The sequence below is a fragment of the Kitasatospora sp. NPDC088391 genome (assembly GCF_044753345.1).
In the GTDB taxonomy this organism is placed as follows: Bacteria; Actinomycetota; Actinomycetes; order Streptomycetales; family Streptomycetaceae; genus Kitasatospora.
Window position 1 is genome coordinate 130,492 of the sequence record NZ_JBIVNB010000010.1, and the last position, 18,587, is coordinate 149,078.

15 protein-coding genes are annotated in these 18,587 nt (G+C 75.7%); 3 read left to right on the forward strand and 12 right to left on the reverse strand.

The window, feature by feature from the left end:
• Window positions 1-23 precede the first annotated feature (23 nt).
• The 7 genes from ACIQBJ_RS27005 to ACIQBJ_RS27035 form a co-directional block, all read right to left on the reverse strand.
• Entirely contained in the window at window positions 24-1,019 is a 996-nt protein-coding gene (locus tag ACIQBJ_RS27005; RefSeq protein WP_400715539.1) for an NAD-dependent epimerase/dehydratase family protein, read from the reverse strand.
• 110 nt (window positions 1,020-1,129) lie between these two features.
• Window positions 1,130-1,891, reverse strand: a complete 762-nt coding sequence (locus tag ACIQBJ_RS27010; RefSeq protein WP_400715541.1) for an NAD-dependent epimerase/dehydratase family protein — start codon at window positions 1,889-1,891, stop codon at window positions 1,130-1,132.
• Window positions 1,892-1,906: 15 nt separating this feature from the next.
• Window positions 1,907-3,160, reverse strand: a complete 1,254-nt coding sequence (locus tag ACIQBJ_RS27015) for a nucleotide disphospho-sugar-binding domain-containing protein (RefSeq protein ID WP_400715543.1) — start codon at window positions 3,158-3,160, stop codon at window positions 1,907-1,909.
• Window positions 3,157-4,416 carry a nucleotide disphospho-sugar-binding domain-containing protein gene (locus tag ACIQBJ_RS27020; protein WP_400715545.1) on the reverse strand — a complete coding sequence of 420 codons (1,260 nt, stop codon included), beginning with the start codon at window positions 4,414-4,416 and terminating at the stop codon, window positions 3,157-3,159. The genes ACIQBJ_RS27015 and ACIQBJ_RS27020 overlap by 4 nt, the downstream gene beginning before the upstream one ends.
• A 10-nt stretch (window positions 4,417-4,426) precedes the next feature.
• A complete protein-coding gene (locus ACIQBJ_RS27025; protein WP_400715548.1) occupies window positions 4,427-7,579 on the reverse strand; it encodes an amino acid adenylation domain-containing protein in 3,153 nt (1,050 codons plus the stop codon).
• A gap of 218 nt (window positions 7,580-7,797) precedes the next feature.
• On the reverse strand, window positions 7,798-8,661 hold the full coding sequence (locus tag ACIQBJ_RS27030) for an ABC transporter permease (protein ID WP_400715550.1): 864 nt from the start codon (window positions 8,659-8,661) through the stop codon (window positions 7,798-7,800).
• Window positions 8,661-9,503 (reverse strand): ABC transporter ATP-binding protein, encoded by an 843-nt coding sequence (locus tag ACIQBJ_RS27035; protein ID WP_400715552.1) that lies wholly within the window; start codon window positions 9,501-9,503, stop codon window positions 8,661-8,663. The genes ACIQBJ_RS27030 and ACIQBJ_RS27035 overlap by 1 nt, the downstream gene beginning before the upstream one ends.
• Window positions 9,504-9,688: 185 nt before the next feature.
• Between ACIQBJ_RS27035 and ACIQBJ_RS27040 the strand changes: the two genes are divergently transcribed.
• On the forward strand, window positions 9,689-10,858 hold the full coding sequence (locus ACIQBJ_RS27040; protein WP_400715554.1) for a nucleotide disphospho-sugar-binding domain-containing protein: 1,170 nt from the start codon (window positions 9,689-9,691) through the stop codon (window positions 10,856-10,858).
• 205 nt (window positions 10,859-11,063) lie between these two features.
• Here ACIQBJ_RS27040 and ACIQBJ_RS27045 read toward each other — a convergent pair whose 3' ends face one another.
• The 5 genes from ACIQBJ_RS27045 to ACIQBJ_RS27065 all read right to left on the reverse strand — a co-directional run bounded on the left by ACIQBJ_RS27045 (window position 11,064) and on the right by ACIQBJ_RS27065 (window position 16,284).
• Window positions 11,064-11,672, reverse strand: coding sequence for an antibiotic biosynthesis monooxygenase family protein (locus tag ACIQBJ_RS27045; protein WP_400715556.1), 609 nt, complete (start codon window positions 11,670-11,672; stop codon window positions 11,064-11,066).
• A 101-nt stretch (window positions 11,673-11,773) separates the two neighbouring features.
• Window positions 11,774-12,508, reverse strand: coding sequence for an SDR family NAD(P)-dependent oxidoreductase (locus ACIQBJ_RS27050; protein WP_400715558.1), 735 nt, complete (start codon window positions 12,506-12,508; stop codon window positions 11,774-11,776).
• A 121-nt stretch (window positions 12,509-12,629) separates the two neighbouring features.
• The gene (locus ACIQBJ_RS27055) at window positions 12,630-14,240 is read right to left on the reverse strand and encodes an FAD-dependent oxidoreductase (protein WP_400715560.1); all 1,611 of its coding nucleotides are present in this window, start codon (window positions 14,238-14,240) and stop codon (window positions 12,630-12,632) included.
• Window positions 14,237-15,220 (reverse strand): dTDP-glucose 4,6-dehydratase, encoded by a 984-nt coding sequence (rfbB, locus tag ACIQBJ_RS27060; protein WP_400715562.1) that lies wholly within the window; start codon window positions 15,218-15,220, stop codon window positions 14,237-14,239. Before rfbB ends, ACIQBJ_RS27055 begins: the two co-directional genes overlap by 4 nt.
• Window positions 15,217-16,284 carry a glucose-1-phosphate thymidylyltransferase gene (locus ACIQBJ_RS27065; RefSeq protein WP_400715564.1) on the reverse strand — a complete coding sequence of 356 codons (1,068 nt, stop codon included), beginning with the start codon at window positions 16,282-16,284 and terminating at the stop codon, window positions 15,217-15,219. The genes rfbB and ACIQBJ_RS27065 overlap by 4 nt, the downstream gene beginning before the upstream one ends.
• Window positions 16,285-16,459: 175 nt before the next feature.
• Between ACIQBJ_RS27065 and ACIQBJ_RS27070 the strand changes: the two genes are divergently transcribed.
• Together ACIQBJ_RS27070 and ACIQBJ_RS27075 are read left to right on the forward strand one after the other, a co-directional pair.
• Window positions 16,460-16,996, forward strand: a complete 537-nt coding sequence (locus tag ACIQBJ_RS27070; RefSeq protein ID WP_400715566.1) for a PH domain-containing protein — start codon at window positions 16,460-16,462, stop codon at window positions 16,994-16,996.
• A 92-nt stretch (window positions 16,997-17,088) separates the two neighbouring features.
• Window positions 17,089-18,540, forward strand: coding sequence for a PH domain-containing protein (locus ACIQBJ_RS27075; RefSeq protein ID WP_400715568.1), 1,452 nt, complete (start codon window positions 17,089-17,091; stop codon window positions 18,538-18,540).
• Window positions 18,541-18,587 lie beyond the last annotated feature (47 nt).

An 18,587-nucleotide genomic window follows, 5' to 3' on the forward strand; every position in this document is an offset into this window, starting at 1 on the left:
TGTGGTGGGGCGGGGCGGCGGGCTCAGGCCGCGGGGGCCGGGTGCAGGGTCTCGGCGAGCAGGTCGCGCAGCGAGGTGTCCAGGCTGCGGACGGGCGTCCAGCCGAGCACCCGGGCGGCCCGGGTGATGTCGACCTGCTGCCACTCGACGTCGCCGCCGCGCTGTTCGGCGCCGTCGTTCTCCTCGACCACCTCGGCGGGCAGGCCGCTGAGTTCGATCAGCCGGTCGACCAGGCCGCGGACCGCGACGGCCTCGCCCCGGCCGAGGTTGACCACGGTGCCGGACGGGCCGCGCTCGGCGGCGGCGAGCACGGCGGCGGCCACGTCGCGGACGTCCACGAAGTCGCGCTGGGCGCGCAGCGGGGTGAGCCGCAGCGGCGGCGGGGCGGCCGTGCCGGGGCGGGACAGGTCGGCGAGGTGGGCGGCGATGGTGCCGAGCAGGCTGCCGCGCGGGGTGCCGGGGCCGGAGACGTTGGCGATCCGCAGCACCACGGCGTCGGCGGTGCCCTCCCGGGCGGCGGCCAGCACGGCGCGGGCGCCGCGCAGCTTGGAGCGCCCGTAGGCGGTGACCGGGGCGGTGGCGAGGTCCTCGGTGATGGCGACGCCGCGCGGGCCCCGGCCGTACTCGTGGACCGAGCCGAGGTGGACGACCCGGGGGGAGGCCGCGGTGGCCGCGACGGCGGCGACCAGGTGTTCGGGCAGTTCCGCGTTGGCCCGCAGCATCTGCTCCTCGGCGACGCCCCAGACCGCGCCGGCCGCGTTGACCACGACCTCGGCCCCGGTGTCGGCGAGGAGCGCGGCGAGCCGGTCGGGTCCGGCGGTGGTGAGGTCGAGGGCGACCTGCCGTTCGGCGGCCGGGCGGGCGGGGCTGCTGCGGGCCACCCCGGTGACCCGGGCGCCGGCCCGGGCGAGGGCCTCGCAGACGTGCCGGCCGACGAATCCGGTCGATCCCAGCACCAGCACCGACCGGCCCGCCACCGGGCGCGGCGGCTCCGCCGCGCGCGTGTCGAACTGGGACACCTTGCTACCTCCCTGTCAGGCGGCGGGCGGGGCCGTGCCCCGCCCGCCCTTGCTCGTGTCGGAGCGGATGGTGCCGCCGTCCGCTCGAGTGCCGGTGGACCGCCGGGTGCTCAGCCGGTCGGCGCGGACCCGGCGAGAGCGGCGTCGGTGAAGGCGTCCAGCACCGGCCGGTAGTAGTCGGGGCCGAAGCCGAGGTCGGCGACCTCGGGGACCAGTCGGCGCAGCTTGTCGATCGAGATGGCGTGCTGGGCGCCGGAGTCGAGGTACTCGCGCTCGGTCCGGACGCCGAGCCGCCGCTCCAGGTGGTCGACGATCCGCTCGACCGGGACGGCGACGCCGGAGGCGACGTTGACCACCTCGCCGTCGAGCCGCTGGGCGAGCAGCCGGTCGATCACGGTGATCACGTCGGCCACCCCGATCAGGTCGCGGGCGGCGCCCCGGTGGACCCGGACGGTGCCGGAGCGCACCTGGTCGAGCAGCGCGGGCAGCAGCTGGTGGGCGGGCTGGCCGGGGCCGACCAGGTGGCCGAGCCGGAGGATCAGGTGGCCGGCGCCGGAGGCGGTGACCCGCTGTTCGAGGGCCAGCTTGTGCCGGCCGTACGGGGTGCACGGCTCGGCCGGCTCGTCCTCCCGGCCGGGGCCGCGGGCGTTGCCGTACATGCCGGTGGAGGCGGTGGAGAAGAACAGCAGGCGGCGGCCGTCGGCGGCGCACTGCCGGGCGGTGGCGTCGACCAGGGCCCGTTCCCGGGCGAAGTCGGTGTCGGAGGTGCCGCTGGCCCAGGAGACCCCGGCGGCGAGCACCACGGTGTCGGGGTGGGCGGCGGCGATCGGTTCGAGGCTGCGGGCCAGGAACCCGTGTCCCACGATGTGCATGTCTTCCTCGTCCCTTCAGCGGGCGGCGGCCGCGGCGGGCTGCCGGGCGGCGAGCTGTTCCAGGGTGCGGACCAGGTCGGCGGGGGCGGGGCGGGCCTCGTTCTCGGCCCGCAGCCGCTCGGCGGCGGCCCGGTGCGCCGGATCGCGCAGCAGCCGCTCGGCCGCCGCCCGGATCTCCGTCACCCCGGCGGTGGCGTTGGGCAGGCCGAGGCCGATGCCGGCGGCGGCGATCCGGTCGGCGTTGAGGTGCTGGTCCAGCCCGTTCGGGAGGGCGAGTTGGGGGATGCCGGCGGCGAGGGCGGTCATCACGCAGCCCGCCCCGCCGTGGTGCACCACCAGGTCGCAGTGCGGCAGCAGCAGGTGCAGCGGCACCCGCTCCAGCAGCCGGGCCCCCTCGGGGAGCCGGCCCTCCATCCGGTCCCGGTCGGCGCCGGTGAGGGTGAGGACCACCTCCACGTCGAGCCCGGACAGCGCCTCCACCACCTTCGGCACCGTGAACGACACCTCGCCGAACATCTCGCTCACCGAGGTGCCCCACACCACGCACACCCGCGGCCGCTCCGGCAGCTCCGCCAGCCACCCCGGCACCGCACCCGGCCCGTTGTACGGCACGAACCGCACCGGCAACCGCTCCGCGCCGCCGAGGGACGGGGCGACGGCGGGCGGGCAGGGGTCGAGGACGTGCGCGTAGTGCTGGGGGCCGTACTGGCCGACGCCGTGGCGCGGGAAGGCGCCGCTGTAGTCGGGCGGCAGCATGATCAGGCCCTCGCCCTCGTCGGCCGGGCCGACCGGGCCCCACAGGTGGAGCACGGCGGGCACGTCGAGGACCCGGCCGACCAGCGGGCCCTCCAGCGAGAGCTGGTCGTGCACCACCAGGTCGGGCCGCCACCAGCGGGCGAACCCGACGGCGGCGTCGGTGGAGCGGCGGCCCTGCTCGACCAGGGTCGGGAAGTGGCCGGCGTACCAGGCGCCGAGGTCGAAGTCGGCCAGCCGGGCCAGCGGCTCCCCGGTCTCGGGGTGCGGCGGGAGGGCGGCGAACCGCCACTGGCCGTCCCGGGCGCTGACGTAGTTGTGCAGGCGGCCCTGGGACGCCATGTCCCAGCCCTCCAGCACCGGGACCGCGGTCAGCCCGGCCCGGGCCAGCGGCTCCTCCTGCGACGGCGCGCACACCACCCGCACCTCGTGCCCGGCCGCCTGCAGCGCCCACCCGAGCGGCACCATCGCCGACCAGTGCCCCGGCCAGTCCGACACCGTGAACAACACCCTCATCGGTGCGCACCCCCGACCGCGGCGGGCTGCCGGGCGGCGAGCTGTTCCAGGGTGCGGACCAGGTCGGCGGGGGCGGGGCGGGCCTCGTTCTCGGCCCGCAGCCGCTCGGCGGCGGCCCGGTGCGCCGGATCGCGCAGCAGCCGCTCGGCCGCCGCCCGGATCTGCGCCACCTCGACGGCGGCGTTCGACAGGCCGAGGCCGGCGCCGGCGGCGGCGATCCGGTCAGCGTTCAGCCGCTGCTCGACGCCGTTGGTCAGGGCGAGCTGCGGGACGCCGGCGGCGAGGGCGGTCATCACGCAGCCCGCCCCGCCGTGGTGCACCACCAGGTCGCAGTGCGGCAGCAGCAGGTGCAGCGGCACCCGCTCCAACAACCGCACCCCGTCCGGAAGTTCACCCTCCATCCGGTCCCGGTCGGCACCCGTCAGGGTGAGCACCACCTCCACGCCCAGATCGGACAGCGCCTCCACCACCTTCGGCACCGTGAACGACACCTCGCCGAACATCTCGCTCACCGAGGTGCCCCACACCACGCACACCCGCGGCCGCTCCGGCAGCTCCGCCAGCCACCCCGGCACCGCACCCGGCCCGTTGTACGGCACGAACCGCACCGGCAACCGCTCCGCGCCGAGCAGCGCGGGCGCCAGCGCCGCCGGGTTGGGGTCGATCACGTGGGTCAGCCGGTCGAAGCCGGGCTCGCCGACGGCGTACCGCTCGAAGGAGCGGCTCATGTCGACCGGGACCAGGGTCAGTCCGGGCTCGTGCTCGTCCGTCCCGGCCGGGCCCCACAGGTGGACGGCCGACGGGATGCCGAGCACCCGGCCGAGCAGCAGTCCCTCGATGCTGACCAGGTCGTGCACCTGGACGTCCGGCCGCCACCAGCGGGCGAACCCGACGGCGGCGTCGGTGGAGCGCCGGGCCCGCTCGGACAGCACCGGGACGTTCTCCTTGAACCAGCCGCCGAGGTCGAAGTCGGCCAGGTCGGCCAGCGGCTCCCCGGTGACGGGGTGCAGCGGCGGCTCGGGGTACGGCCACAGGTCCTTCCCCGCGTTGAGGTAGTTCTGCAACCGGCCCTGGAAGGCCATGTCCCAGCCGTCCAGCACCGGGACCGCGGTCAGCCCGGCCCGGGCCAGCGGCTCCTCCTGCGACGGCGCGCACACCACCCGCACCTCGTGCCCGGCCGCCTGCAGCGCCCACCCGAGCGGCACCATCGCCGACCAGTGCCCCGGCCAGTCCGACACCGTGAACAACACCCGCACGACTCGCTCCTCACACCGCGGACGCGGCGCCGGTCAGCGCCCGTCCAGTCCCGGCGCGATCCGCTGCGGACCGCGTCAATTCCCTTGCTGCCACGACCAGTTCCTCGGCGATCCGCTCGCCGGCGCCGGCTGGGACGAGGTCCGTGCGGACCCGGACCACCACCTCGGCGGCGCCGTCGGCCAGCGGCGCGACCTCGACCACCAGCGCCTGCGCGCCGCGCTCCTCCGCCAGCTCCAGCGGGGTGGCCCGGCAGCCGGGCAGCACCAGCTCGGCGGGCGGGCTGTCCTGGAGCACGAACAGCGGCAGGGTCAGCAGCGGGCCGACGTCCAGGCCGGCCGCGGCGAGCGCCATCACCACCTCGCGGAACGGGAGTTCCTGGTGGGCCAGCGCCCGGCGGGCGGTCGCCCCCAGCTCGGCGGGCGTCGGGGCGGCGGCGTCCGTGCCGTCGCCGCCTCCGCCGTCCGGGTCGCCCGGGCCGGTCCGCAGGCAGAGCAGGTCGACCCGGCTGGTGACGGCGGTGTCCATCCGCGGGCCGCCGCGCCGGGCGACCGGCACGCCGAGCAGCAGGTCGCGCTGCCCGGACAGCTCCCGCAGCACCCCGGCCAGGGCGGCCGCCCAGTGCGCGAACGGGGTGCTGCCGGACTCCCGGGCCGCCGCGTCGAGCCGGGCCCGGTCCTCGGCGTCGAGCCGGGCCCGGTGGGTGGCCAGCGGGCCGACCGGCGCGCCGCCGCGGGCGGCGCCGGGCAGCTCCAGCGCCCGGGCCCCCGTCAGTTCGCGCTTCCAGAACTCCCGTTGGGCGTCCAGGTCGACCCGGGCCAGGTGCCGGCGGTGCTCCTGGTTGGCCTCGGCCAGGGTGGCGGCGGGGCGGTCGAAGACCGGCCGTTCGCCGCGGACCCGGGCGCCGTAGGCGGTGGACAGGTCCTCGGCGAGCAGCGCCTGGGACCAGCCGTCGAAGGCGATGTGGTGCACGGCGACGCCGATCAGCCAGGCCCCGGCGGCGGGCACCCGGACGGCGGCGGTCCGCCAGATCCGGCCCGCGCCGACCGACAGGCCGCCCTGCAGGACGGCCCGCAGCGCGTCGGCGGCCGGGGCGGTCCCGGCGGCGTCGGGCAGCAGGGTGAACTCGGGCTCGCCGGGCTCCTCGGGCAGCAGCGCCAGCGAGCGGCCCTGCGACCGGTAGCGGGCGTGCAGCGCCTGGTGGCGGTGGTGCAGGTCGCCGGCGGCGGCGCGCAGCGCGTCCGGGTCGAGGTCGCCGTCGAGCCGCCAGGCGAACGCCGAGATGTCGTCGAGGACCAGGAACACGTCCTGCATGGTGGTGAGTTCGACGGTGCCGGGGGGCAGCGCGGGGCCGGTGTCGGCCTCGTCGCCGGCCGCCCCGGTCCGGTCGATCCAGGCGGCGAGGGTGCGCACGGTGGGGGTGCGGTAGAGCTGGGCGGCCTCCACGGCGTGGCCCTCGGCGCCGAGCCGGGCGCAGAGCCGGGCGGCGTCCAGCGAGTTGCCGCCGAGTTCGAAGAACGGGGTGCCGAGCGGGACGCCCGGCCGGCGCAGGACGGCGGCGAACGCCTCGGCGACGGTCCGCTCGGTGGCGCCCTCGGCCTGCTCGGCGGGGTCGTCGGCGGTGCCGGGCGCGGTGTCGGCGGCGAGCGCGTCCAGGGCCTTGCGGTCGAGCTTGGAGTTGGCGGTGAGCGGCATCCGCTCCAGCCGGACCAGCCGGGCGGGCACCATGTAGCCGGGCAGCGCGGCGGCGAGGGCGGCGCGCAGTTCCCCGGGCTCCAGCGGCGGGGTGTGCTGGCTGGTGTAGAAGCCGCTCAGCGCGGTGCAGGCGCCGTCCGGGCCGTACACGGGCTGCACGGCGACGTCGGCGACGCCCGGGACGGCGGCGGTCTGCGCCTCGATCTCCTCGACCTCGATCCGCAGGCCGCGCATCTTCACCTGGCGGTCGATCCGGCCGCCGTAGCGCAGCAGGCCGTCGGGCCGCCAGCGGCCGCGGTCGCCGGTGCGGTAGACCCGCACGGTGCGGCCGTCGATCTCGACCTCGGTGAACTTGCGGGCGGTCAGCTCCGGGTCGAGGTAGCCGCGGGCCAGGCCGTCGCCGGCCAGGCAGAGTTCGCCCTCCTCGTCGACGGCGCACGGCCGGTCGCCGTCCAGGACGTGCACCTCGGTGTGCGGCAGCGGGCGGCCGAGCGGGATGCCGTCGGGGGCGTCGCAGTCGGCGGCGGTGACCTCGTACTCGGTGGCGAAGACGGTGCACTCGACCGGGCCGTAGCCGTTGCCGAGCGGGATGCCGGGGTGGCGTTCCAGGAAGCGGCGGACGTGCGGCGGGGAGAGCTTCTCGCCGCCGACCAGGACCTTGCGCATGCCGGTGAAGGCGTCCACGCCCTCGTCCACGATCATGTTGAACAGCGAGGTGGTGATGAAGCCGTGGGTGACGCCCTCGGTGGCGATCATCGTGCGCAGGGTGTCGGGCAGCAGCAGCGAGTCGGTGAACACCACCTTGCCGCCGCACAGCAGGGCGCCCCAGCAGTCGCAGGTGAAGCCGTCCCAGGGGGCGGCGGCGATCTGCAGGATGGCGGTGCCGGGGCCGAAGTCGGAGAAGGCGCAGTCGTCGAACAGCCGGGCGGTGCCGCGGTGCGGGGAGAGCACGCCCTTGGGGGTGCCGGTGGTGCCGGAGGTGAAGAACACGGTGCTGACGTCCTCGCCGCGGACCTCGACGGGGGTGGGCCGGCGGCCGGCCGCGGTGAGCGCGGGCGGGGCCAGTTCCGGGACCGGCCAGTCGCCGGGCAGGTCGGTGACCAGGACGGGGGCGTCCAGTTGGGCGACCAGGCCGGCGGTGCGGTCGGCGGGCCAGCGCGGGTCGAGGGCGGCGTAGGCGGCGCCGCGCTTGAGCACGGCCAGCATGGCGACGACGAGTTCGGGGCCGCGCGGCAGCAGCAGCGGCACGATCCGGCCGGGGCCGGCCCCGGCGTCCTCCAGCGCGGCGGCGAAGTCGTCGGAGGCGTCGTCGAGCTGCCGGTAGGAGACCCGGCGCTCCCCCTCGACCAGGGCGGTCGCCTCGGGCCACCGCTCGGCGCACCACCGGAACAGGCCGTGCATGGTGTCCGCCCGCAGGTAGGGGCGCGGCGCCGGGTTCCAGCGCGGATCGGGCTGCACCGTGTACGCCATCTCGTGGTCTCCTGTTTCGTCCGCTGGTCCACCCGGCCGCGCGGGCCGGGTCGCTGCGCCGTACAGCCTGCGGGCGGACGGACGACGGTGGCTCGAATCCGACTGGGAACACCCGTGCGAACCCGGACGCGCGGACGCCGACCCGCCGAGGCGGGTGCCTCGGGGGCCGGCGTCGTCCGGTTCCCGGGATCGGTCGTCCTTCCGGGACGGTCCGTCGGTCAGCCGTCGTTGCGGCCCTTCCAGCGGAAGGTGGTCAGGCAGAACACCAGGCCGACGACGACCCAGGCGCCGAGCACCAGCGCGGCGCGGTCGAGCTCCCAGGCGTGGGCCGGCTCCTGCGCCAGGTAGCTGTGCGGCAGGAACACCGAACGCATGCCCTGGCAGAGCCACTTGAGCGGGAAGAACGAGGCGATCTGCTGGATGTAGTGCGGCAGGCTCTGGAACGGCACGAACACGCCGGAGATGAACTGCAGCGCCATGAACGGCAGGATGACGATCGGGCCGCCGCCCTCCTCGCCGGTGATCAGCGTGGAGAAGGCCAGGCCGAGCAGGCTGCACGCGGTGATGCCGAGGACGTACAGCCAGCCGAAGGTCAGCCAGGCGCCGACGCCCGACGGCAGCTTGAGCTTGAAGAACGCCGAGCCGATCACCAGCAGCACGGCCGCCTGGCCGATGCTGGACACCAGCACCATGGCGATCTTGCCGAGGAAGTACGCGACCGGCGGCATCGGGGTGCCGCGCAGGCGCTTGAGGCTGCCGTTGCGGCGCTCCGCGGAGACCTGCAGGGCCAGGCCCTGGAAGCTGGTGGCCATCACGCCGACGGCGAGCATGCCGGTGGCGTAGAGCTGGGACAGCTCCAGGTCGGTGCCCTCCACCTTGCCGCCGAAGATGGCGCTGAACAGCACCAGCAGCACGATCGGGGTGGAGAAGGTCAGGACCATCTGGCCCTTGGACCGGAAGAACGCCCGGATCTCCAGGCTCGCCCGGGCACCGGCGATCTTCAGCAGCGAGGGCGCGGCACCGGACGGGCGGACCCGGGCCGTCGCCGTGCTGGGAACCTCGGCCTTCTGGGTGGTCTCCATCACTGGTTTCCAATCATCTGCAGGTAGATGTCCTCGAGCGACGGCCGGGTCACGGTGAGCTCGGGAACCTCACCCCCGAAGCGGGCGCCCAGTTCGGCGATGGTCCGGGTGGGGGTGGCGGTCTGGAGCTCCTGCGGCCCGTCCTGACCGATCCAGCGGACGGTGGCCGGCGCCAGGTGCCGGTCGCCGAGCCGCTCCGGGGTGGAGACGTCGATCACCCGGCCGGACGAGACCACGCCGACCCGGTCGGCCAGGAACTCGACCTCGTCCAGGTAGTGGGTGGTCAGCAGGATGGTGGTGCCGGAGCTGCGCAGGCCCGCGATCAGCGCCCAGAACTTGCGCCGCACCTCGGGGTCGAAGCCGGTGGTGGGCTCGTCCAGGAACAGCAGCTCCGGGTTGCCGATGATGCCGAGCGCGACGTCGAGGCGGCGGCGCTGGCCGCCGGAGAGCGCGGCCGCGTGGGTCTTGCGCTTCTCGGTCAGGCCGACCGCCTCGATCACCTCGTCGGCGTCCCGCGGCGAGGGGTAGTAGGCGGTGAAGTGGTGCACCACCTCGGCGACGCTGAGGTCCGCGAAGTCCTTGGAGTCCTGGAGCACGATCCCGATCCGGGAGCGCCAGGCCGAACCCGCCTTGGCCGGGTCCTCGCCGAGCACGCTCAGCTCGCCGCCGTCCCGGGACCGGAAGCCCTCCAGCATCTCGGTGGTGGTGGTCTTGCCCGCGCCGTTCGGACCGAGCAGCGCGAAGATCTCGCCGTGCTGCACGTCGAGGTCGACCGAGTCGACGGCGAGCGTGTCGCCGTACCGCTTGCGCAGCCCCCTGGCGTGGATGGCGAATTCGGACATGACAGGTCCCTTCGGGTTCGTGGACGACACCCACGACGTTAGGAACCGGGCCTCGCACCGCCCTCGAACCGGACTGGACCGGCCGGTCCGGCCTCCGGCTCGACCCGCCGCCGAGGGCTTCTCCAGCGCGGCACCGGACCGTCGGCGTCCGACAGTGACGCCGTTCGCGAAGGCCGAGGAAGCCGATGAAGGTACTCGTCATCACCACCCCGGTGGCAACCCATTTCGCCCCGCTGGCCCCGCTGGCCTGGGCCCTGCGCGGGGCCGGCCACGAGGTGCTGGTGGCCGGCCAGCCGGACGTGATCGGCGCCGCCCGGGCGGCCGGCCTGAGCGGCCACAGCGTCGGGGAGGCCTTCCACGCGGGCGAGTTGATGTCCCTGGGGCTGCCGGAGGGGCTGCGGCCGATCGAGGTCGGCGGGCGGCCGACCGGCCCCGCGTTCGCGGGCGCCGTGCGGCCGTGGACCATGCACACCCGCTACACCGTGACCGCCTACCTGGAGATCGCCCGGGCCTGGAAGCCCGACCTGGTGCTCTCGGACCGGCTGGAGTACGGCGCGCTGATGGTCGGCGGCCTGCTCGGCATCCCCGTGGTGCAGCACCGCTGGGGCGTCGACCCGGTCGGCGAGGTCGCCCACGCGGTGGGCGCCCGGGCGCTCGGCGGCGTCTGCGAGCGGCTCGGCCTGCCCGACGGCCTGCCCCTCCCCTCGCTGGTGCTCGACCCGTGCCCGCCCGGCTTCCAGGACCCGTCGGTCACCCCCGGCACCCCGATCCGGTACGTGCCGAGCAACGGCTCCGGGACGGTCCCCGGCTGGGCGTTCGACCGGCCGGAGGGGCACCGGGTGTGCGTCTCGCTCGGGCAGCTGACCCTGGCGATGAACGGGCTGCCGCTGCTGCGCCGGATCGTCGACGCCTTCGACGGCCTGCCCGACACCGAGGCCGTGGTCACCGTCGGCGCGCCGTACCGGGAGCAGCTCGGCCCGGTGCCCGCCTCGGTGCGGCTGGTCGACCCGGTCCCGCTGGACGCGGTGCTGGGCAGCTGCACGGCGGTGGTCCACCACGGCGGCTCCGGCACCCAGCTGACGGCGACCGCGTTCGGCCTCCCGCAGCTGGTGCTGCCCGGCCACCTGGACACCTTCGTGGTCGGCGACCGGATCACCGCCTGCGGGGCCGGCCTGAGCCTGGACGAGGCGGCGCAGCAGAACGACGCGGAGGCCGTCCACAAGGCGCTGCGCACCCTGCTCACCGACCCGCAGTACGCGGCCGGCGCGGCCGCGCTCCGCGACGGCATGGCCACCCAGCCGACCCCGGCCGAGACGGTCCCGGTCCTGGTCGACCTGGCCGCCGCCGCCCGCTGACCACCCGCCCCGAGGTCCCCCGGCACCCGCGCCGGGGGACTTCGCCGTTCCCGGACCTGTTCTCTTTCCCCGCAGGGGACTTGACGGGGCGTCGGCCGGATGTCCGGGCCGTCCCGCGGGCCCGCCGCGGGGGCGGGCGCACGACGACCGCCCGCCCGGGGCCGTGCTCGGCCCGGGCGGGCGGTTCGCCGTTCCCTGGGGGGGTCTAGGCGGGCTGGCGGGAGACGGTGTGGACCGGGCGCAGCACCAGGGTCTCGGTGGCGTCGGCGAGCAGCGCGGCGGCGGCCTCGGCCGCGGCCTCGTCGCGCCACCAGGAGAGCAGGCCGTGGCCGCCGGGGCGGACCTCGGAGCCGCCCAGCGCGGCGGCCAGGAAGCCGTCCCGGCCGGCCAGCTGCTCGGTGAGCGCGGCGCGGGCGGCCTCGACGCCGTCCGTCTCGTCGGCGGGGAGCGGGGCGAGCAGCAGCACGCCCTGCTCGGCGCCGTCGGCGGGCAGCAGGGTGCCGTCGGCGGCGGTGGGGACGAGGCGGTCGATCCGGGCGTCGGCGAGCCGGGGCAGGTCGCTCATCGCCTTGGCGGCGAAGGCGTAGGAGCGGACCACCGACAGGTAGGAGTGCGAGTCCTGCCACCAGGCGAGGTTGACGTAGGTCTCGGGCGAGGCGGTGGCGCGGGCCAGCACGCCGAGGTGGAAGCCCTCGCCGGCGCGCATCAGTTCGGCCTGGTCGGCGAGCAGCTGCTCGAACTCGGCGGCGTCGCCCTTCAGGGTGAAGGTGGCGACCACGGTGATCGGGCGGGCGGGGGTCTGGTCGTCGGTCATCTGCGGTGTCCTGTCCTGGTGTCGGTCCGTGCCACGCTTCATGTCTAGCCGCGGCCGGTCGAGGGCCGCTCGAACGCCCGGCGGGGCGTTCCGGCGCCGGGTCAGCCGGCCGTCCAGCCGCCGTCGGCGACGTACTCGCCGCCGGAGCAGTAGGCGGAGTCCGCGCCGGTCAGGAAGAGGGTGAGGGCGGCGATCTCCTCGGAGGCGCCGAACCGGCCGAGCGGGATCTCGGAGAGCAGGCGCTGCTCGATCCGCTCGGGCAGGCCCTCGGTCATCTCGGTGCGGATCACGCCGGGGCAGACCGCGTTGACCCGGATGCCGTCGCGGCCGAGTTCGAGCGCGGCGACCTTGGTCATGCCGAGGACGGCGAACTTGCTGGCGCAGTACGCGGTGAGCATCGGCACGCCCTGCAGGGCGTTGACGGAGGCGATGTTGACGATGGTGCCGCCGCCGGCGGCGCGCAGCGCGGGGACGACGGCGCGCATGCCGAGGAAGACGCCGAGCTGGTTGACCTCGACGACGTTCAGGTAGTCCGCGCGGCTGGTGGCCTCCAGCAGGCCCTGGTGCAGCACGCCGGCGTTGTTGACCAGTCCGTCGAGGCCGCCGAAGGTCTGCTCGGCGAGGGCGACGGCGGCCGCCCAGTCCTCCTCGCTGCGGACGTCCAGGCGGATCGCGGCCGCGGAGTCGCCGAGTTCGTCGGCGAGTTCCTTGACCTCGTCCCGGAGGTCGCCGAGCACCACGTTGGCGCCCTCGGCGACGAAGCGCCGCGCGGTGACGGCGCCCTGGCCGCCCGCCGCGCCGCTGATCAGGACGGTGCGTCCGGTGAGCTTGCCCATCAGTTGTCTCCCCCGTGGTCGGGTGCTGCGGTGGTGTGGGTGTGGGTGGGTGCGGCCGGGGAGGGGGCGGTCCCCCTCCCCGGCCGGCGGCCCGACGGCCCGTCGGGCGTCCGACGGTCCGTCAGGCGGCCGCGAGGCGGCGGCCGTCGGACGCGGTGAGGCCGAGCGCGCCGAACGCGGCGGCGGGCGGCGCGGTGTCCAGGCCGGGGCCGGAGGCGGCGGCGTGGCCGTCGGGGCGGACCAGCAGCCAGCCGCCGGCCGGGATGCCGAGTTCGGCGGCGACGGCGCCGTCGGGGTCGGCGAGCGGCCGGGGTCCGGCGTCCGCGCGGTCGGTGCCGTCGGTCAGGGTGCGGACCCGGACGGCGGGGTGGTCCTCGGCGAGCCGGTGCAGGGCCGGGTACTGGGCGGGGACGGCGCGGGCCAGCAGGGTCCAGCCGGGGGTGCGCAGTTCGTCCAGCAGGGCGGTCCAGCCGGGGCCGGGGTCGGTGACCCGGGCGACCCGGCGGCCGGCCGCCGGGTCGGCGGCGCCGGCCGGGGCGAGCGGGCCGTCGGCGTAGGACAGGTCGAGGGCCGACATGCCGCCCATGATCTTGCGTTCGATCTTCGACTTGAGCGGCCGGACCGAGCGGACCACGGTGAACAGGGTGCGCAGGGCCGCGGCGGCCTTCCGGCTGCGCAGCTGCACCAGCATGGTGGCCATCCGGGTCGACTTCAGCAGGGCCGCGCCGACCGGGACGCGCTCGGCGCTGTAGCTGTCGAGCAGGGTCTCGGCGGCCTCGCCGTGGATCACCGCGGCGAGCTTCCAGGACAGGTTGACGGCGTCCTGGACACCGGTGTTCATGCCCTGGCCGGAGGCGGGGCTGTGCACGTGGGCGGCGTCCCCGGCGAGGAACACCCGGCCGCTGCGCATCTGTTCGATCATCCGCTGCTGGATGGTGAACACCGAGATCCAGCTGGGGTCCTCGACCCGGACGGGGCGTCCGGTGCCGGCCTCGATCTTGGCGGCGAAGCGGTCCGCGACGGCCCGGTCGCCCGGGTTGCTCGCGTCGGCGGTGTCGAGCAGCCGCCACTTGCCGGGGGCCGGGAAGGGCACCATCATCACGGTGCCGGCGGGGGTGCGCATCCAGTGGATGCTGTCCCGCGGCAGGTCGCAGTCGACCACCGCGTCGGCGATCAGCCAGGTCTCGCTGCTCTCGCCGATCAGCGGCATGCCGAGCTGCTTGCGGACGGTGCTGTGCCCGCCGTCGCAGCCGACCAGCCAGCCGGCGTCGACCTCCTCGGCGCGGCCGTCGGCGTGCTCCAGCACGGCCCGGACGCCGTCCGGGCCGCGGTCCTCGAACCGGGTCAGCCGGACGCCCCACTCGACCTCGACGCCGCGCCGGGCGGCGGCGGTGCGCAGCACCTCCTCGGTGACCACCTGGTCGACCATCAGCGTGAACGGGAACCGGGTCGGCAGCCGGCTGTAGTCGGTGTCGAAGCGGACCAGCCGGCGGCCGTTCTGGTGCAGGGTGAAGTGCTCGACCCGCTGGCCCCGCGGCAGCAGCTCGTCCAGTACGCCGATCTGGTCGTAGACCTCCAGGGTGCGGGCGTGGGTGGCCAGCGCCCGGCTGGTGGTGGCGGGGCCGGCGGCGGCGTCGACCAACCGGACGGGGACGCCGTGCCGGGCGAGTTCGTGGGCGGCGGTCAGGCCGACCGGCCCGGCGCCGACGACCAGGACCTGGACGGGGCTCACCGGCGCTCCTCCAGGCCGTCCTTGACCGCCTTCCACCAGCCCGGGTTGTCGCGGTACCAGTCGACGGTCTCGGCCAGGCCCCGCGCGAACGGGATGCGCGGCTCGTAGCCGAGCTCGGCCCGGATCTTGCCCTCGTCCAGCGAGTAGCGCAGGTCGTGGCCCTTGCGGTCGGCGACCCGGCGGACGGAGCTCCAGTCGGCGCCGAGGTGGTCCAGCAGCAGTTCGGTGATCTGCCGGTTGGTCTGCTCGTTGCCGCCGCCGATGTTGTAGACCTCGCCGGCCCGGCCGCCGGTCAGCACCAGCTGGATGGCCCGGCAGTGGTCGTCGACGTGCAGCCACTCGCGGATGTTCAGGCCCTCGCCGTACAGCGGGACCTGCTTGCCCTCCAGCAGGTTGGTGACGAACAGCGGGATGAGCTTCTCGGGGTGCTGGTAGGGCCCGTAGTTGTTGGAGCAGCGGGTGATCGACACGTTCAGCCCGTGGGTGCGCCAGTAGGCGCGGGCGATCAGGTCGGAGCCGGCCTTGGACGCGGCGTACGGGGAGTTCGGCAGCAGCGGCCACTCCTCGGTCCAGGAGCCCTCGTCGATGGTGCCGTACACCTCGTCGGTGGAGACGTGCACGACCCGGGGGACGCCGGTGCGCAGCGCCGCCTCCATCACGTTCTGGGTGCCGCCGACGTTGGTGCGGACGAACTCGGCCGCGGACTCCAGCGAGCGGTCGACGTGCGACTCGGCGGCGAAGTGGACCACGGCGTCGTGGCCGGGGAACAGCTCCAGCAGCAGGTCCAGGTCGCAGATGTCGCCCTGGACGAAGTCGAGCCGGGGGCCGGCGGCCGGGAGGTTGTCCCGGTTGCCGGCGTAGGTGAGCTTGTCGAGGACGGTGACCCGGGCGTCCTCGTAGCCGGGGTAGCCGCCCGCGAGCAGCGTCCGGACGTAGTGCGAGCCGATGAAACCGGCCCCGCCGGTGACCAGGATTCTCATGCCGCCACCTCGACCTGGGTGTGATCGCCGACCACCAGGCGGTGGTGGCGCATTGCGCTGTGCACGCTGGTGACGGCCGCGGAGCGGCCGATCAGCGAACCGTGGATGCCGGTGACGCCGCGCACGGACGCGCCGTCGAGGGCGATGGAGTACGACACGTGGGTGTCGCGCAGGACGCAGTCCTTGCCGATCGAGGTGTGCGGGCCGATGTGGCTGTCCTCCACCACGCTGCCCGCCCCGACCACCGCCGGGCCCTCGATCCGCGAGCGGATCACCTTGGCGCCGGGTTCGACCAGCACCTCGCCGATCAGCTCGCTGTCCGCGTCGACCTCGCCGGCCACCGACCGGCGCAGTCCTTCGAGCAGTTCGCGGTTGCAGTCCAGGACGTCGTCGACCCGGCCGGTGTCCTTCCAGTATCCCCGGTACTCGCTGGCCCGGACCGGCGCGCCGGCGGTGACCAGCCACTGGATGGCGTCGGTGATCTCCAGCTCGCCGCGCGGGCTGGGCTCGATCGAGTCGACGGCCAGGTGGATCTCCGGGGTGAAGAAGTAGACGCCGATCAGCGCCAGGTCGCTGCGCGGCTGCTGGGGCTTCTCGACCAGCCGCTGGACGGCCCCGTCGGGGCCGACCTCGGCCACGCCGAACGCGCGCGGGTCGTCGACCTTGTGGACCACCACCTGGGCGGCCGGGCGGCCGGCCCGGAACTCCTCGGCGATCTCGGCGATCCCGTTCGGGAGCATGTTGTCGCCGAGGTACATCACGAAGTCCTCGTCGCCGAGGAACTCGCGGGCGACGGTGACGGTGTGGGCCAGGCCGAGCGGCTGCTCCTGGTGCAGGTAGGTGATGCGCACCCCGAGCCGGGAGCCGTCGCCCAGCACGGCCTCGATCTCCGGGCGCCGCTCGCCGACGATCACGCCGATCTCGGTGACCCCGATCTCGCGGATGTTCTCCAGCACGTGTTCCAGCACCGGGCGGTTGGCGATCGGGATGAGCTGCTTGGGCATCGAATAGGTGAACGGACGCAGGCGGGTACCAGACCCGCCCGACAGCACCAGAGCCTTCATCGGGGTCCTCTTCCTCAACGGTCAATGGCGCGGACAGCCCGGAGGATGGGAGCGGCCGGTGGAGAATCCCTCGAATCCGGCCGCCAGGACCGCTCGGCCGGGCGGCGGGGCGGACTCCAACAGGACTCGAGCGAATCCCGGGCAGGCCCCGCCACCCATCGGCGATCCTGGCCGCATGTCCGCGACCACGCCCCCGAACGGGGCGCAACTCCCGTACCGCTTCCGGCAGCTGAGGCCGCCGGAGCACTCCGTCGACCCGCGTGCGAGGCGCTGGTGGCGGCTGCGCGCGCTGGGCTGCTGGCTGCTCGCCGCGGCCGCGCAGGTCGCGCTGCTGGTGCTGCTGCCGTCCTGGCTGCCCGACGTCAGGGCCGGCCTGCTGGCCCTGACCGTCCTGCTCGCCGCCGTCCACCTGGTGGTGATGCCGCGCCGCCGGTTCGCCGTGCACCGCTGGGAGACCACCGACCTGGCGATCTACACCCGGACCGGCTGGCTGGTCGAGGAGCGCCGGATCGCCCCGATCGCCCGGGTGCAGACCATCGACCACGAACGCGGGCCGCTGGAGCGCTTCCTGGGGCTGACCACCGTCACCGTCACCACCGCCTCCTCGGCCGGGCCGCTGCGGATCACCGGACTGGACGAGGACACCGCGGCCCGGCTCACCGCCGAACTGACCGACGCCGCCCGCTCCGCCGGGGCGGGGGACGCCACGTGACCGCCCCGGACGCCCCACCCGCCGCGCCCGCCACCGGGGCCCCGGCCGCGGCCCCCGCCGACGCCGACAGCTGACGGCGGCTGACCCCGCTGATGCTGCTGGTGCACCCGGTGCGCGAACTGGCCAAGGTGATCCCGCTGGTGGTCCCGGCCTACCTGTTCGGCCGCAGCTTCGGGCACCACAACAACTGGGCGTTCGCGGTGACCGGGGTCGCCGTCGCGGCCGGCCTGCTGCGCTGGTGGACCACCCGCTACCGGGTGCTGCCGGGCCTGGTGGAGCTGCGGCACGGCCTGCTGGTGCGCCGGCACGTCGCGGTGCCCGTCGACCGGGTGCGCACCGTCGACCTGCACGCGGGCGCCGCGCACCGGGTGCTCGGCCTGATGACCGTCACGGTCGGCACCGGCGAGGCCGCGGCCCGGCGCGGCGACCGGCTGAAGCTGGACGCGCTGCGCCGCCCGGAGGCGCTGGCGCTGCGCGAGGAGCTGCTCGGCGGAGGCGGCGGCCGGGCCGGCGGTCCGGCGGCGGCCGGGGACGCCGGCACGGTGCTGCTGCGCTTCTCGCCCGGCTGGCTGCGCTACGCGCCGTTCGCCCTGGCCGGGTTCCTGCCGCTGGTGGTGATGGGGGTGGCGCTGACCGGCCCGCTGGCGGCGGTGGTGGAGCAGACCCCGGTCGGCTCGCTGGTGGAGTGGCTGGTGCACCTGGACGGGCTCGGCCCGCGGGCGGTCCGGGTGCCGGTGGCGCTCCTGCTGGCCGGCACCGTGCTGAACCTGCTGTTCTTCACCGAGCGGACCGTCGGGTTCGTGCTGACCCGCCGCCCGGGCGGCGCGCTGGAGATCGGGCACGGCCTGGTGAACCGGCGGGCGGTGGCGCTGGAGCGCAGCCGGGTGCACGGGGTCGAGCTGTCCGAGAGCCTGCCGGTGCGGCTGCTCGGCGGGGCCCGCTGCACGGCGGTGTCGACCGGCGCGCACCGGGAGCGGGGCGGTCCGGCGCTGGTCCCGGCGGCGCCGCTGCCGACCGCGCTGGCGGTGGCCGGCGAGGTGCTGGGCGCCGACGGGCCGGTGCGCGCCGCGCTGACCGGGCACGGTCCGCGGGCCCGCGTCCGACGGCTGACCAGGGCGCTGGCCGGCTGGGCGCTCGGGGTCGGGCTGTTCGCGGCGGCCGCGGCCCTGGACCAGCTGCCGTGGTGGTGCGCGGTCGGCTGGGCGGCGCTGCTGCCGCTGACGGTGCCGCTGGCGCTGGACCGGTACCGGTCGCTGGGGCACGCGGTGGCGGACGGCTTCCTGGTGGTGCGGCACGGTTCGCTGGTGCGCCGCCGGTCGGTGCTGGCGGGCGGCGGCGTGATCGGCTGGAACCTGCGCACCTCGTGGGGGCAGCGCCGGGCCGGGCTGGTGACGCTGACCGCGACCACGGCGGCCGGGCGGAAGGCGTACCGGGCGGCGGACCTGCCGGTGGAGCTGCTGCCGGAGCTGGCCGAGCGGGTGCTGCCGGGCCTGCTGGAGCCGTTCCTGGTCGACGCGGAGCTGCCGGGGCCGCGCCGGGGGTGACGGCATGCCGGAAGGGCGCCACCCCTCGGGTGGCGCCCTCCTGGCGT

What these genes read in the sequence shown, in the direction of transcription:
- ACIQBJ_RS27010 (WP_400715541.1), bottom strand. Translation starts at nt 1,891, where the DNA reads ATGCACATCGTGGGACACGGGTTCCTGGCCCGCAGCCTCGAACCGATC.
- ACIQBJ_RS27015 (WP_400715543.1), bottom strand. Translation starts at nt 3,160, where the DNA reads ATGAGGGTGTTGTTCACGGTGTCGGACTGGCCGGGGCACTGGTCGGCG.
- ACIQBJ_RS27025 (WP_400715548.1), bottom strand. Translation starts at nt 7,579, where the DNA reads ATGGCGTACACGGTGCAGCCCGATCCGCGCTGGAACCCGGCGCCGCGC.
- ACIQBJ_RS27030 (WP_400715550.1), bottom strand. Translation starts at nt 8,661, where the DNA reads ATGGAGACCACCCAGAAGGCCGAGGTTCCCAGCACGGCGACGGCCCGG.
- ACIQBJ_RS27035 (WP_400715552.1), bottom strand. Translation starts at nt 9,503, where the DNA reads ATGTCCGAATTCGCCATCCACGCCAGGGGGCTGCGCAAGCGGTACGGC.
- ACIQBJ_RS27040 (WP_400715554.1), top strand. Translation starts at nt 9,689, where the DNA reads ATGAAGGTACTCGTCATCACCACCCCGGTGGCAACCCATTTCGCCCCG.
- ACIQBJ_RS27045 (WP_400715556.1), bottom strand. Translation starts at nt 11,672, where the DNA reads ATGACCGACGACCAGACCCCCGCCCGCCCGATCACCGTGGTCGCCACC.
- ACIQBJ_RS27050 (WP_400715558.1), bottom strand. Translation starts at nt 12,508, where the DNA reads ATGGGCAAGCTCACCGGACGCACCGTCCTGATCAGCGGCGCGGCGGGC.
- rfbB (WP_400715562.1), bottom strand. Translation starts at nt 15,220, where the DNA reads ATGAGAATCCTGGTCACCGGCGGGGCCGGTTTCATCGGCTCGCACTAC.
- ACIQBJ_RS27065 (WP_400715564.1), bottom strand. Translation starts at nt 16,284, where the DNA reads ATGAAGGCTCTGGTGCTGTCGGGCGGGTCTGGTACCCGCCTGCGTCCG.
- ACIQBJ_RS27070 (WP_400715566.1), top strand. Translation starts at nt 16,460, where the DNA reads ATGTCCGCGACCACGCCCCCGAACGGGGCGCAACTCCCGTACCGCTTC.
- ACIQBJ_RS27075 (WP_400715568.1), top strand. Translation starts at nt 17,089, where the DNA reads ATGCTGCTGGTGCACCCGGTGCGCGAACTGGCCAAGGTGATCCCGCTG.